Origin of the sequence: Mycobacterium sp. DL, from assembly GCF_039729195.1 — a bacterium.
Taxonomy (GTDB): Bacteria; Actinomycetota; Actinomycetes; order Mycobacteriales; family Mycobacteriaceae; genus Mycobacterium; species Mycobacterium hippocampi_A.
The window spans coordinates 5,935,508-5,949,277 of sequence record NZ_CP155796.1 but is presented as its reverse complement, the minus strand read 5'-3'; the positions used below and the strand labels follow the sequence as shown (position 1 = coordinate 5,949,277).

The 13,770-nt window shown below is 66.3% G+C and carries 12 protein-coding genes; 5 read left to right on the top strand and 7 right to left on the bottom strand.

All coding sequences use genetic code 11. The features are described from left to right. Positions 1 to 12: 12 nt before the first annotated feature. On the bottom strand, positions 13 to 849 hold the full coding sequence (locus ABDC78_RS28305; RefSeq protein ID WP_178358185.1) for a class I SAM-dependent methyltransferase: 837 nt from the start codon (positions 847 to 849) through the stop codon (positions 13 to 15). 272 nt (positions 850 to 1,121) lie between these two features. Between ABDC78_RS28305 and ABDC78_RS28300 the strand changes: the two genes are divergently transcribed. Both ABDC78_RS28300 and ABDC78_RS28295 read left to right on the top strand, forming a co-directional pair. After that, positions 1,122 to 2,228, top strand: a complete 1,107-nt coding sequence (locus ABDC78_RS28300) for a 3-oxoacyl-[acyl-carrier-protein] synthase III C-terminal domain-containing protein (RefSeq protein WP_178358186.1) — start codon at positions 1,122 to 1,124, stop codon at positions 2,226 to 2,228. 9 nt (positions 2,229 to 2,237) lie between these two features. After that, on the top strand, positions 2,238 to 2,738 hold the full coding sequence (locus ABDC78_RS28295; protein WP_178358187.1) for an isoprenylcysteine carboxyl methyltransferase family protein: 501 nt from the start codon (positions 2,238 to 2,240) through the stop codon (positions 2,736 to 2,738). 3 nt (positions 2,739 to 2,741) lie between these two features. Here ABDC78_RS28295 and ABDC78_RS28290 read toward each other — a convergent pair whose 3' ends face one another. From ABDC78_RS28290 to ABDC78_RS28280, 3 genes are read right to left on the bottom strand one after another with little or no spacing between them, the layout of a single operon-like run. Next, positions 2,742 to 3,629, bottom strand: coding sequence for a sucrase ferredoxin (locus ABDC78_RS28290; protein ID WP_178358188.1), 888 nt, complete (start codon positions 3,627 to 3,629; stop codon positions 2,742 to 2,744). Further along, on the bottom strand, positions 3,626 to 4,864 hold the full coding sequence (locus tag ABDC78_RS28285) for a cupin domain-containing protein (protein ID WP_178358189.1): 1,239 nt from the start codon (positions 4,862 to 4,864) through the stop codon (positions 3,626 to 3,628). The genes ABDC78_RS28290 and ABDC78_RS28285 overlap by 4 nt, the downstream gene beginning before the upstream one ends. Before the next feature lie 10 nt (positions 4,865 to 4,874). Next, positions 4,875 to 5,123 (bottom strand): BatC protein, encoded by a 249-nt coding sequence (locus ABDC78_RS28280; RefSeq protein WP_178358268.1) that lies wholly within the window; start codon positions 5,121 to 5,123, stop codon positions 4,875 to 4,877. A 225-nt stretch (positions 5,124 to 5,348) separates the two neighbouring features. Here ABDC78_RS28280 and ABDC78_RS28275 point away from each other — a divergent pair, with 225 nt between their 5' ends. The 3 genes from ABDC78_RS28275 to ABDC78_RS28265 all read left to right on the top strand — a co-directional run bounded on the left by ABDC78_RS28275 (position 5,349) and on the right by ABDC78_RS28265 (position 8,872). Continuing rightward, on the top strand, positions 5,349 to 6,986 hold the full coding sequence (locus ABDC78_RS28275; RefSeq protein WP_178358190.1) for a peptide chain release factor 3: 1,638 nt from the start codon (positions 5,349 to 5,351) through the stop codon (positions 6,984 to 6,986). Positions 6,987 to 7,087: 101 nt separating this feature from the next. Further along, a complete protein-coding gene (locus ABDC78_RS28270) occupies positions 7,088 to 7,912 on the top strand; it encodes an alpha/beta hydrolase (RefSeq protein ID WP_178358191.1) in 825 nt (274 codons plus the stop codon). A 30-nt stretch (positions 7,913 to 7,942) separates the two neighbouring features. Then, on the top strand, positions 7,943 to 8,872 hold the full coding sequence (locus ABDC78_RS28265) for a hypothetical protein (protein WP_178358192.1): 930 nt from the start codon (positions 7,943 to 7,945) through the stop codon (positions 8,870 to 8,872). A gap of 9 nt (positions 8,873 to 8,881) precedes the next feature. On the opposite strand, the gene ABDC78_RS28260 is transcribed toward ABDC78_RS28265, so the two are convergent. The 3 genes from ABDC78_RS28260 to ABDC78_RS28250 all read right to left on the bottom strand — a co-directional run bounded on the left by ABDC78_RS28260 (position 8,882) and on the right by ABDC78_RS28250 (position 13,640). Then, on the bottom strand, positions 8,882 to 11,428 hold the full coding sequence (locus ABDC78_RS28260; RefSeq protein WP_178358193.1) for a DEAD/DEAH box helicase: 2,547 nt from the start codon (positions 11,426 to 11,428) through the stop codon (positions 8,882 to 8,884). Positions 11,429 to 11,491: 63 nt separating this feature from the next. Then, positions 11,492 to 12,457 carry an isopenicillin N synthase family oxygenase gene (locus ABDC78_RS28255; protein ID WP_178358194.1) on the bottom strand — a complete coding sequence of 322 codons (966 nt, stop codon included), beginning with the start codon at positions 12,455 to 12,457 and terminating at the stop codon, positions 11,492 to 11,494. Between the two features lie 22 nt (positions 12,458 to 12,479). Then, the gene (locus tag ABDC78_RS28250; protein WP_178358195.1) at positions 12,480 to 13,640 is read right to left on the bottom strand and encodes a nitrate ABC transporter substrate-binding protein; all 1,161 of its coding nucleotides are present in this window, start codon (positions 13,638 to 13,640) and stop codon (positions 12,480 to 12,482) included. Positions 13,641 to 13,770 lie beyond the last annotated feature (130 nt).

The following is a 13,770-nucleotide window of genomic DNA, read 5'->3' as shown; positions in this document are numbered from 1 at the left end:
GAGTCTCGGTGCTCAGCCGAATTCCAGCAGGGTGTAGGCGCCGCGGATCTGCTTGGTCGGCTTCAGTTGCCAGAAGGCCGGAAAGAGCCTGCCGAACATCAGGCCCCGGCCGCGCGGCATTGGTAGATCGTGCACGGCGCGCACGCCGGGCACGGTGTTGGCCAGGTCGGCCAGTTGAGCAGCCGACAGGCTGAACGGCATCGGCGGGACCCGATACCGGCGGGAGGCCCGCATCCCCTTCGGCGCGAACTTCTTCACCAGGACCGGGGGCAGGTCGAAGATCATCTGGCCGCCCGGAAAGCGCTTGGCGCACTCGGTGATCAGGCCCATCGACTCGTCGGGCTGCAGATACATCAGCAGCCCCTCGGCAGTGATGAACACGCCGTCGCCGGCATCGACCCGGTCCATCCATGTGTAGTCGAGCGCCGATTGGGCGATGCTCGTGATCCGGGGAGACGGGGGCAAGAGGTTCTGCCGCAGCTCGATGATGGGTGCGAAGTCGACAGTGAGCCAACGGAATTCTGAGTCGGGAAGCGCGGCGTCGAGGCGCCAGAAGCTGGTCTGCAGGCCTTCGGCCAGGGCGACGACAGTGCCGCGCGGATGGTCTGACAGGTACCGGACAGCCGCCCGGTCGAAGGCCAGCGACCGCAGGGCCATCTCCTGGCCCTTGCGGCCGAACTTCGCGAAGTCGAAGTCGATCGAATCAACAAGCCGGATGGCCATCGGATCGTCGATGATGGCGTCGCGATGCCGGGCCTGGTGGGCCCTGCCGTTCAGAGTCAGCAACGCCGTCTCCGAGACCCCGGTGAGGGTGCTGGCGTCGGCTCGGTCACCGTCTGCGTGATTCATCGGCCCAAATCTACGTGTCCGAACGCGTTGCGATTTTCGCTGTATTTCTGATATTCAGAGAATTGGCAGCAGAAGACAATATTTCTGCCAGCATCGACGCCATTCCTGAAAATTCTCAGCAAGTTTGGCGTGACGTGTAATGAATCAATCAGAAAAATGCCTTTGAACTGGGCTTATAGACTCAGTTTATGAAATCGGCGTGAACTCGTGCGGAATCTCACCAATGGTCAATTTGCGGAACTAAACGCCAGTTGTGTTCCGTTCGGACCGTCATGACAGATACCTCGGATTCAACATTCACCAACACGATTCGTGAACCGCGTACGGGGGCTCCCCGCATCGCCGGCACAGGGGTGGCATTGACGCCGCACCGATACTCGCAGGACGAGGTTGTCCGCGAGCTCACCTCGACCATCGAACCGGCCTTCGCACGATTCGCCCGCACCAGCGGCGTCGACCATCGCAGTCTGGCGATGACCCTCGATCGCTATCCGACACTCGCCGGATTCACGGAGGCGAACGGCGTCTACCTCGACGTGGCGTCCGAACTCGGCGAACGGGCGGTGCGCACGGCGTTGGAGGCAGCCAACCTCGACCCGCACGACCTCGACGCCATCGTGACGGTGTCCAGCACAGGCGTGGCGGTCCCCACGATCGACGCGCGAATCGCCTCGCGACTGGGATTGCGGCCGGACGTCAAGCGCCTTCCGCTCTTCGGCCTGGGCTGTGTCGCGGGTGCTGCCGGGCTGGCGCGGGTCCACGACTACCTGCGGGGCTTTCCCGACCACGTCGCGGTGCTCCTGTCGGTGGAGCTGTGCTCCCTGACCCTGCAGCGCGACGACCACTCCATACCCGCGTTGATCGGGGTGTGCCTGTTCGGTGATGGAGCGGCAGCCGTCGTCGCCACTGGGGCTGACCGGGTTCCCGCCGGACCCACCATGACCGGTGGCCCACGCGTGCTCGCCACCCGCAGCAGATTGTTTCCCGACACCGTCGACGTCATGGGCTGGAATGTCAGCGCCAACGGATTCCAGCTGGTGATGTCCCGGGATGTGCCGAGGATGGCACAGGACTACCTCGGCGATGAGGTCGACGACTTCCTCGCCGGCCACGGCCTCACCACCGCTGACGTGTCGGCCTGGATATGCCACCCCGGCGGGCCCAAGGTGCTCGACGCGATGGAGGAAGCGCTTGCCGTGCCCGCCGTGGAGTTCCGCCACAGCTGGCAGTCGATGCGCGACAACGGCAACATCTCCTCGGCCTCGGTGCTCGACGTGCTCAACCGAACCCTCGCCGAGCCCCCGGCCGCGGGGTCGATCGGATTGATGTTGGCCATGGGTCCCGGGTTCAGCTTCGAACTACTCCTGCTGAGCTGGTGAGGGCCCGCGATGTACTACCTGTTCATCCTGTTGGTCGGCGCCGAACGCCTTGTCGAGCTTGCAGTTTCGCGTCGCAACGCTGCATGGTCGTTCGCACACGGAGGTAAAGAATTCGGCCGCGGTCACTACCCGGTGATGGTGGCCATGCACGCGGCATTGTTGCTGTCCTGTGTGGGTGAAGTCGCGTTTCTGCACCGGCCGTTCATTCCCGGGTTGGGGTGGACGATGGTTGCGGTGGTCGCTGCGAGCACCGCGGTGCGATGGTGGTGTGTGTCGGTCCTCGGCGCACACTGGAACCCGCGATTGATCATCGTGCCGGGTGCTCCATTGGTTCGCAACGGCCCCTACCGGTGGGTGCACCACCCGAACTACATGGCGGTCGCCGCTGAGGTGGCGGCTCTCCCGCTGGTTCACTCGGCCTGGGTGACAGCCATCGTGTTCAGCATCGCCAACTCCCTGGTGCTCAACGTCCGCATCCGGGCCGAGGACGCCGCGCTGGGATACGCCTGAACATCATGGAGATGTGATGGACGACAGCGTGAAGACCCTCACGGCGCCAGGAACTCTCGCTTGGCACTGTGATAGCAGTGGCTCGGAGAGTCCCTTGTGGAGGGTGACTTCGATGGGGGCTGAGTCGCCGTCGAGGACAACGTGCACCATGTGGTCGCCTTCCTCGACTGTCAGCGGTGACAGACCGGCGATGCGGTCGTCGCCGGAGGCCCCACGCGCGAAGTACTGTGCGGCCTGCACCGCGTGCGGCAGCGAGGTACGCCCGCGCAGGTACCGGTTGTCCAATCGCCCGTCGTGGTACAGACGGACGAGCCCGGCCGAATCGGTCGAGTCGACCCGCCCGTAACACAGTCCTTCCGGCAGGATGAGCATGGTCGCCGCGAATCGGTCACCACCCAGATGTGAACATTCCCAGGTGATCTGGGGGAATTCAGCGGCGATGGCCGCAGTTGCTCCGCGCCCGCGGACCGCACAGCACTGGTCATGCCTGCCGTGGGCGCAGATCGCCACCAGCGGTTCGGTGGACAGTGTGCCATCGCTGCCGTCCAGCGCAATCTCCAGATAGTCGCGGGGGCCACCGACCTCGCCGGAGTGGACGGCCTCGCTACCCGGCGTGGACCGCGCGATGAACCAGCGCCACCTCGGCGCGGTGGGGCGTCGGCCGTGACGGCGGATCGCCGCAATGCGCATGCCGGCCTTCTCCACCCGCCGGACGATGGCGAGCCCTAGGTCGGGGTCGATGATCGCCGGCGAGTTCAGGAACGCCGAATGTCCCCAGGCGCCGCACAATTCGAGAAGCACCCAGGTGGATCCCGCCGAGGCGGTGCCATACATCGGGTCGTTGCGGGCCAGCGACTGGTCACTGCACGGAGCACGCTTGGGCTCCGTCATCCGTTGTCCGCCGGCAGTGGGCCGCCCCGGTCGGGAATCGGCACCACCACCGCCTCCCGCAGCAGCCTGCGAATCAGCACAGTGGCGTCGGCGCGGTCGAGTCCGGGCAGGCGACCGGCGTCGAATGTGCGGCCGTGGTGCAGTGCCTGCACCGCGTCGGCACAAGAGAGCGGAAACGTCATGGTCCGATCGGGCAGGTGCAGCACGACACGTTCACCGGAACGATCGACGGTTGCGACGAGCCCGTGGCGCCACCGAATCCTCGTGGTGCCGGCGGCTTCTGCCGCCGCGAGCGAGGCAAGGGGGCGGACCGCGACGGGACGTGTCCGGTCGGCGTGCCTTCGGGTCAACCGGGCGGCGGTACCGGTGCTGAGTGCAGAGGCCTCATCGCGAAGGGTGGCCGTCATCTGCGCCATCACCTTCGTCACCGTCGCGATGATCTCGTCCCGATCGGCAGGGTCGCCGCCCATCGGCAGCGACTCCCTGAACTCGGTGACGGTCGCCAGTTGATCGACCACCGCTCGCGCGACGTCGAAGCCCGTCAGGGCCGCCACCCCGATGGTCAGATGAATCGACGTCGTCGCCAGGGCCTGCGCTGAATGCACCCATCCCCGGGGCAGGTACAGCGCGTCCCCAGGTGACAGCACGGCATCGATGACAGGCTCTTCGGCGACCCGGTCCTCGATCGCGCCCCGGTGCTGGGTCCACGGCTGAGAGGGCAGCGGATGAAGGTGCACCGGTGGATGCACGATCCAACGTTTCTGCCCGGCAGTCTGCAGCACGAAGACGTCGTGGACGTCGTAGTGCGGATCGAATCCGCGGTTGGTCGGCGGCGTGATGTAGGCGTTGGCCTGCACGGGATGCCCGAGGTCGTCGACGGCCTGTCGGACGAAGTGGATCAGCGGTGGCCACAGCCGGTGCAGACCCTGGAGCACAATCGTTGCACCGGAGGCGAATTCGCCGAGTACCTTGGCTGAATCCACTTGATCGGTGATCTCTGCGCCGAACCCCGCCGGCCCGAGGTAACAATCCCGGGCCAGCAGGTCGCCCTCCTTGGCGAGGCGGATGAACGGTGCGCGTACCCCGCGTTCGGTGAGCAACTCGTCAACCGAGTCGGCCGAGAGCAGGTCGTCAAAATCGCGGGGCAGCGAACCGGTCCGGCTGAGCAGAGGCTTCCGGCCCCAGTGTTCGGTGGCGAACGTCTGCGGGTCGGTGGCGATGCAGCGGCTCAGCATCGCGGAGCGGTCAGGCGGTTCCGTCGGCGCCGCCGTCGTGGCCTTCGGGGTTGGAGCCGCCGTCAGCGGTTCCCTCTCCGCCTGCGGTTCCGTCGGCGCCGCCGTCGTGGCCTTCGGGGTTGGAGCCGCCGTCAGCGGTTCCCTCTCCGCCTGCGGTTCCGTCGGCGCCGCCGTCGTGGCCTTCGGGGTTGGAGCCGCCGTCGGCGGTTCCCTCGCCTCCGCCGCCTGAGGTGGTGATGTCGTTGTCGTCGAGTGCCATGGTGTTCCTTCCATCGGTCGCACCTGCATCGGTGCCGACTTCGGGCGTCTCGGTGACGACCGCGAAGGGCTGATTGGGCGCCAATGCGTGCGGTGCAGTGTTACCGCCCAATGATCAAACAAAACGCATCGCCACGGGACCGTTTGCCGGCGATGCGTCGGGGCATGCAGTTCACCGCGACGCGATTATCGTTTCGGCGTCGTAGCCAATAAAATCGACCCCGCAATGACCGAAACCGCCACAGGTGTGCCCAAGGCCGACGGGCCTCAGGCAGACCGCATCTCCGCCGAAGCGCGACGGCGCCGAACGTTCGCTGTCATCAGTCATCCCGACGCGGGCAAGTCCACCTTGACCGAGGCGCTGGTGCTTCATGCCAACGCCATCACCCAGGCGGGTGCCATCCACGGCAAGGCCGGTCGCCGCGCCACGGTGTCCGACTGGATGGAGATGGAGAAGGCCCGCGGTATCTCCATCACCTCGACAGCCCTTCAGTTCCCCTACAAGACCCAGACCGGGCAGACCTGCGTCATCAACCTGCTCGACACCCCCGGGCACGCCGACTTCTCCGAAGACACCTACCGCGTCCTGACCGCCGTCGACTGCGCGGTGATGCTCATCGACGCCGCGAAGGGGCTGGAGCCGCAGACGCTCAAGCTCTTCCAGGTCTGCCGACATCGCGGCATCCCGATCATCACGGTGGTCAACAAGTGGGACCGGCCGGGTCGCGACGCGCTGGAGTTGATGGACGAGATCCACGAGCGCATCCAGCTGCAGACCACCCCGTTGACCTGGCCGGTCGGCATCGCCGGTGACTTCAAGGGGGTCCTGGACCGGCGTACCGGCAAGTACATCAAGTACACCCGTACGGCCGGCGGTGCCACCGCCGCTCCCGAGGAACACATCGATGCCTCCCGCGCCCATGAGGTCGCGGGAAGCGACTGGGACAACGCGATGGAGGAGTCCGAGCTGCTGTCCGCCGACGGCGCCGATTTCGACCGGGACTCGTTCCTGCGCTGTACGTCGACACCGGTCCTGTTCACCTCGGCCATCCTCAACTTCGGTGTCAACCAACTCCTCGATGTCCTCGCCCAGCTCGCCCCGTCGCCGAGCGGTCAACTCGACATCGACGGCAACCGGCGGGACGCGACCGCCCCCTTCAGCGCTTTCGTGTTCAAGGTTCAGGCGGGCATGGACTCCGCCCACCGCGACCGGATCGCGTACGCCCGGGTGTGCTCGGGCACGTTCGAACGCGGCGATGTGCTGACCCACGGCTCCACGGGCAAGCCCTTCGTCACCAAGTACGCGCAGTCGGTGTTCGGCCAGCAGCGGTCGACGCTGGACACCGCGTGGCCGGGTGACGTCATCGGCCTGGCCAACGCCGCCGCGCTACGCCCGGGCGACACCCTGTACCGGGACATCGCCGTGCAGTACCCGCCGATTCCGAGCTTCTCCCCGGAGCATTTTGCCGTGGCCAGGGGCACCGATCCGAGCAAACACAAGCAGTTCCGCAAGGGGATCGAGCAGCTGGACCAGGAAGGCGTGATCCAGGTGCTGCGCTCGGACCGGCGCGGTGATCAGGCGCCGGTATTCGCCGCCGTCGGTCCGATGCAGTTCGAGGTGGCCAGCCACCGGATGGCCGCCGAATACAGTGCGCCGATCGAGCTCGAGCCGCTGCCGTACACGGTGGCCCGCGCCGCCGACCCCGACGACGTCGAGCTGCTCCAGAAGCAGGCGTCAGTCGAGGTGTTCACCCGCACCGACGGTGTCGTCCTCGCGGTCTTCTCGACGAAGTGGCGCCTCGAGAACGTCCAGCGGGACAACCCGTCGGTTCAGCTGCGATCGCTGGTGGCCGCAGGGGACTGAGTTCGCCCGGGCCGGGGCAACTGTCCTCAATTTTCCTTGCACGCTCGCTGGGGCGGTCTATATGCTCACTTCATAGTAGAACGATCTATCTAGGAGTGGGCATGCCGACGGTGGAACTGAGCAGCGGGCCGGTCTCGTACGGGGACACCGGCGGCAGCGGACCGGTGTTGGTCTTCTGCCACGGACTCCTGATGGACGGACTGCAATGGCGCAAGGTACTGCCGTTGCTCTCCGGGTACCGCTGCATCACCCCGACGCTGCCCCTCGGAGCGCATACCGTGGCGATGAAACCGGATGCCGACCTCACCCAACTCGGTGTCGCCCGGATCCTGGCCGACTTCCTCGACGCGCTCGACCTCGACGATGTGACGCTGGTGCTCAACGATTGGGGCGGTGGGCAGTTCGTCATCTCAGATGGTCGCGCAGACCGTGTCGGGCGCCTGGTGCTGGCGTCGTGCGAAGCGTTCGACAACTTCCCGCCCAAGCCGGCGCGTCCCGCGGCGATGCTGTGCCGGATCCCCGGCGGCGGCTGGTTGTTCACAAAGATGATGGGCACCAGCTTCTTTCGGCACAATCGCAAGGCCTACGGCGTGTTGAGCAAGCGGGGCGTTCCCGACGAGGTGTACGACCAGTGGTTCCGTCCCGCGACCGAGAACAGGGACATTCGGCGCGACATGGTCAAGTTCTGCACCGGGGCACCCCCGCGCCGGGTGCTCCTGGAGTGGGCGGATCGACTGCCGGCGTTCACCAGACCCGTCTTGCTTCTCTGGGCGCGTGAGGACCTGATGTTCCCGCTCGAACACGCCGAACGGCTCGCGACGACCTTCACGGACTCCACCCTTGTGCTGGTGGACGATTCGCTGACGTTGATCCCGGAGGACCAGCCCGAGAAGTTCGCCGACGCTTTGACCGCGTTCGTCGGCTGACCGATGCGGCAGCACACGAGGTGGGCAGCGGTGATCGCCCTTGTTGCCGGTGGGCTGTGGCCCGCGGCGGCCGCCGGTGCCGACGACTGCACCTGGCCGGCCGCCGAGTTCTCCACCGCCTTCGACGGACTCGGTCCTCCGGGATCCGACTATGTGGCCAGTCCCATCTGCGTCGCCGACGTCGGTCCTGGACTGGCCGGAGCCGACGCCGGCGAGTTCGCGTCCCTCGCAGCCGCCGATATCACCAACGGACTGATGTCACCCGATGAGTTGATGCTGGGCGCTGTGGTCGGCACGCTGGAATCCGGCAGCGCAGAAGAGTATGTCTCTGCCTTGGTGTCACGCCTCGGTCCGGAGGCAGCCCGCGGCACCGTCGAGATCGCCGGGCGCACCGTGCATTTTCTGGACCTCATTCCCGACGGTCCCAGGGGATACGCCTATGGCGAAGGCGCGACCGTCGTCGTCGCCTACGTCCGGCCGTCGCTCGATCCCCCCGCGCACCCTCAGTTGCCTCTGGTGGTCATGAGCGCCGTCGCTGCTGTCATCGAGAAGAACACGACGGGGCCGATTCCGGCCGTGCCCTCACCGATGTCCACCATCAACATGTGGCCGCTCGCCCGGGGCGACTTCGCCAGCTCGACTGATCCGGGCTGGGTCTTCTTCCGCACCGACGACAAGGGCGAACTCGACTACCGCTGCGGCATCGGGCCGAACGGAAGCGTGGCCGGTTGTGATTTCGGCTTTGTGATGGACCACGCGCCGGCCGGCACCAATCAGATCAGCCTCGACTCGTCCGGCACGCACCACCGGCACGCCGACACACCGACGTTCACCCGCCCCGGCGTCGACGTTCTGCCGATGGGGGAACGCATCGAGAACGGACCCGCGGCGTGCACCGTCACCGGTCAGGGCCCGGTGGCCTGCCGACTCGCCGATGGCAGCTACGGCATCCTGCGCTGACCGAGCGCCCTAGCCCATCCGGCCGGCGTCGACGACGCGGATCACCGCCGTGCCTTCCTCGTCTGAGGCCTCCAGGTCCACTTCGACGTCGAAGCCCCAATCATGATCGCCCGCAGGGTCATCCAGGATCTGCCGAATCCGCCACACAGCGGGCTGCCGGTCGATGATCAGCAGCGCCGGGCCGCGGGCGTCGGCGCCGGTGCCCACGTCGTCGTGCTCCTCGAAGTAGTCCCGCACCACGTCCTCCCAGCGCTCGGCAGTCCAGCCGGCGTCGGCGTCCAATTGGCCGAGGTCGTGCCAGCGGCGTCGCGCGAACAACTCGACCCGGCGGAACAACGCGTTGCGCACCATCGCGGTGAAGGCCCGCTCGTTTCCCGTCAACGGCCGCGGGCGGGCAGGCACCGTCACCGGCGCGTCCAGCGGCTGATCCGGGCTGGTCAGCTGTTCCCACTCGTCGAGCAGGCTCGAATCGACCTGGCGCACAAGCTCACCGAGCCACTCCACGATGTCGGTGAGCTCCTCGGTGCGCGCGGCCGCCGGCACGCCGGACCGCAGCGCCTTGAACGCATCGGACAGGTAGCGCAGCACCGCGCCCTCCGAGCGGGTCAGCCCGTAGACGCTGACGTACTCCCGGAAGGTGAAGGCCCGCTCCCACATCTCGCGCACCACGGACTTCGGTGACAACCGCGCATCGGCCGCCCAGGGGTTGCTCTGCAGGTACAGCTCGTAGGTGTGGTGGAGCAGCTCCTCGAGCGGCTTGGGGTAGGTGACGTCGTCGAGGAGCTCGATGCGCTCGTCGTACTCGATTCCCTCGGCCTTCATCGCGGCGACGGCCTCGCCCCTGGCCTTGTTGAGCTGCGCCGCCAGGATCTGACGCGGGTCCTCCAGCGTCGCCTCGATCACCGAGACGATCTCCAGCGCATAGGTTTCCGACGCGGGATCGAGCACACCGACCGCGGCGAGCGCGAACGTCGACAACGGCTGGTTGAGGGCGAAATCAGGAGGCAGATCGACGGTGAGCCGGTAGCGGCCACCGTCGGCGTCGGGTTCTTCCAGTCGTTCCACAACGCCGGCCTGCAGCAGGGAGCGGGCGATGCCGACGGCCTCGCGGACGTGTTGGAGTTGGCGCTTGCGGGGCTCGTGGTTCTCCAGGAGCAGTCGCCGCATCGCGACAAAGGGGTCACCCGGACGATCGACGACGTCGAGAATCATCGCCGTCGACACCCGCATGTTGCTCGTCAGCGGCTCCGGTGTGGCCTCGACGAGCCGGTTCATGGTCGATTCGCTCCACGGCACCATGCCCTCGGGAACCTTGCGGCGCACCAGCTTTCGACGCTTCTTCGGGTCATCGGCGACCTTGGCGAACTGCTTGAGGTTCTCGACTTCGTGATCAGGTGCCTCGACGACGACGGTGCCCGCGGTGTCGTAGCCGGCACGGCCCGCGCGCCCGGCGATCTGGTGGAACTCGCGCGCCTGTAGCAGGCGGGTGCGGATGCCGTCGTACTTCGACAGCGCCGAGAAGACGACCGTCCGGATCGGTACGTTGATGCCGACGCCGAGGGTGTCGGTGCCGCAGATCACCTTGAGCAGGCCCGCCTGCGCCAGTTGTTCGACCAGCCGCCGGTACTTGGGCAGCATCCCGGCGTGGTGCACGCCGATCCCGTGCCTGACGAGCCGTGACAGCGTGGAACCGAAGGCGGTGGAAAACCGGAACGCGCCGATGAGTTCGGCGATCGCGGCCTTCTCGTCCTTGGTGCTGACGTTGATGCTCATGAGGGCCTGCGCCCGCTCCAATGCTGAAGCCTGGGTGAAGTGCACGACGTAGATCGGCGCCTGCCTGGTGTCGAGGAGTTCCTGGATCGTCTCGTGCATCGGCGTCGTCGCATAACTGTGGAACAGCGGGACGGGACGCTCGGCGTTGGCGACCAGGGCCGTCGGCCGTCCGGTGCGACGGGTGAGGTCCTCACGGAGAAACGTGACATCACCGAGCGTGGCCGACATCAGCAGGAACTGGGCCCTCGGCAGTTCCAGCAGCGGCACCTGCCAGGCCCAGCCGCGATCCGGGTCGCCGTAGAAGTGGAACTCGTCCATCACCACGAAGTCGATGTCGGCATCGGCGCCTTCGCGCAACGCGATGTTGGCGAGCACCTCCGCGGTGCAGGCGATGATCGGTGCGTCGGCATTGACCGAGGCGTCGCCGGTCAGCATGCCGACATTGACCGCGCCGAAGACCTCGCACAGAGCAAAGAACTTCTCGCTGACGAGCGCCTTGATCGGCGCGGTGTAGTAGCTCGTGCCCGCCGCCGCCAGCGTCGCGTACAACCCGCCCGTGGCCACCAGCGACTTACCCGAACCGGTCGGCGTCGCGAGGATCACGTTCGCACCGCTGACCAGTTCGATCAGCGCCTCCTCCTGCGCCGGGTACAGCACCGTGCCGTTCGCTTCGGCCCACCCGGCGAACGTTGTGAACAACTCGTCGGGGTCGGCGCTCTGGGCGCGCAGCGAGGACAGGTCGCCCGGGTCATCGAGCAGGGGAGCAGCCTTGGGGGGAGACATCTTGAGGTCCAGCGTGCCGCATGGCCTGCGCTCCCGGGTCAGCGGTGCGGCGAACAGGCCTGTCTAGCGGGTGAAGTTCGCGTTGATCCTCTGCTGTAGATAGTTCTTTGCGCTGATCGGCGGGTACTTGCGCTGCGGTCCGGCGATGGTCACCTCACTGTTGGCCTGTGCGAAGAAGGCGATGCTGTAGCGGGCACCTCGATGGTCGGACGGTCCCGGGCTTCTGACGCGGTGGAAGTTGGAGGGCAGCAGGTCGTCGCTCCAACGCATGAGCATGTCCCCGATATTGCAGGTGATCGCATCCTCGGAGGGATGGACCGAGGTCCATTGCTGGGCTTCGCGCTCCTTGCCCGGACAGACCTGCAGCCCACCTTGCCCGTCGCGTTGGAACAGCAGGGTGAGGCAGTCGAAGTCGGTGTGGGCGCCTGCGCGCCACACCCCGGTCAGATTTGCGTCGGCGGGCAGCGGGAAGTAGTGCAGCAACCGCAGCGTGCTCTGGTACGTCGACGACGCAGGGTCGTGTGCGCGCGTGAAGAAGTCACGCTCGAAGCCCAGCTTGTCCGCGAAGAGCGACAGCAACTCCATGGCCAGCGCCCAGCACTTGCTCTCGAAGTCCAGAACGGTTGCGCGGAAGCACGCGAGCTCGTCGTCCGACGGCCATAGCCCGTCCATGTTCGACAACGTGACCTGGTAGGACTCCTTCTGATCCGGGACTCCGACCGAGGGGCGCACCTGGGTCAGCTGTTCCCAGCCGGAGTTGAACCGTTTTGGCCGTCGCGCTTTCACGTCCTCCGGCAGTGCAAAGAACGCTTCGGCCATCTCGAACGCCGCTCGCACGTCGCCGAGATCGATGCCATGGTCGATCACCTGGAAGAAGCCGATATCGGTTGCCGCACTCCATATCTCGTCGGCCACCTGCGACCGGCGGGAGTCGATGTCGGCCAACGAGATGCGTCGCACCTCCCGGTCGCTTTCGGTGCCCAGAGCGCCCATGGCCCTCTCGCGCTGCAGTTCGGTCATGTCAGTCATGCTGCTGTTGTCCTTACGGTATTCAGTTGGCGGCGATCGACGGATCGCTGAACTGGTTGGTGAACAGGTCCGCCCCGGTCATGTCTGCGGGCACCACGTTGCCGGTGGCGGCAAGGACATCACGGAGGTCCTCGACATTGCGGGCGGTGCGGGCCTCGTCGTAGACGCCGAATGACCCGTCGTCCTCGGCGGCCAGCAGTCCTCGGTCGACCAGCAGTGCGGCGCTGAACGCCGCCTCACCCTGCGAGTACGGCGAATAGGTGTTGTCCTGGGACACCACATCGACGATGACGTCGTTGACCGCTTCCGGCGCGGCAGCGTAGTCGACACCCGACTGCTGGATGATGGGCACCAGCTTCTCCAGGCACGGCGAGAGTTCGGCGAGCTTGTCGGCACGAACCGACATGTTCGACGCGTAGATGTCGTATCCCACGTCCTTGATCAAGCCGTAGGCCACCGGCTTGTTCCAGGCCGGGGTGTCGTTTTCGTAGGTGTAGGGCTCGGAGTTGGCGAAACCCTGCTGCGCCAACGTGGGATCTCCCACGAATCGCGACGGTGCGCCGTCGTAGCCGGTGTCGATCTGGGACTCCTTGAGCAGACCTTTCTGCACCATCCACTGCGGGAAGATCTGATCCTGGGACACGACCACGGTGGCGTCCGTCTTGCCGATGTCGGCGACCGTCGACCACTGCGGGTGCGACTGCGGATCCCACATCAGGATCGCCGGGCTGTACTTCAACAGTGGCGTCACCCCGACGACGGGTTGGTCGGCGGCTGCGGCGATCAACTGGTCGCCGTGCACGATCCCCATCGTCAGCGAGTCGTCGACATAGAGCTGTGACGGCACCGACTGGAATCCGATCGCCGGTCCGCCGGCCTTGAGAGTCAGGTCCACACCGGTGTCCTTTCCGCCGGCGACGAGGGGACCGGTCACCGACTTGTTGTCGGTGTCGACCCGGTACCCGGGACCCAGCATGGCGAATACCGCGCCCATGTCCGACTGTGGCTGCCACTGCAGCTGGATGCCGACGTTCGCCGGGCATACGTCCGCGAGCTGCTGAGCGTCGGCGGCGGATTCGAGCGAGGCCTGTTCAGTGGGTTCTTCGCCGCCGTATGCGCACGCGCTCAACGCGACTGCGACAGTGGTGACGGCTGCCGTCTTCCACAGGACTGATCGGTACATGGGACTCCTCGGTAATCTGGAATGGTCTGGGTGTGGGTCGTCGATCGGTGATTACATGCAATCACGATGCGGATTTCGGCTGTGTTAAATCGCTCCCTCATCTGCGTGATGACGGCGTACTGCAGGGGAA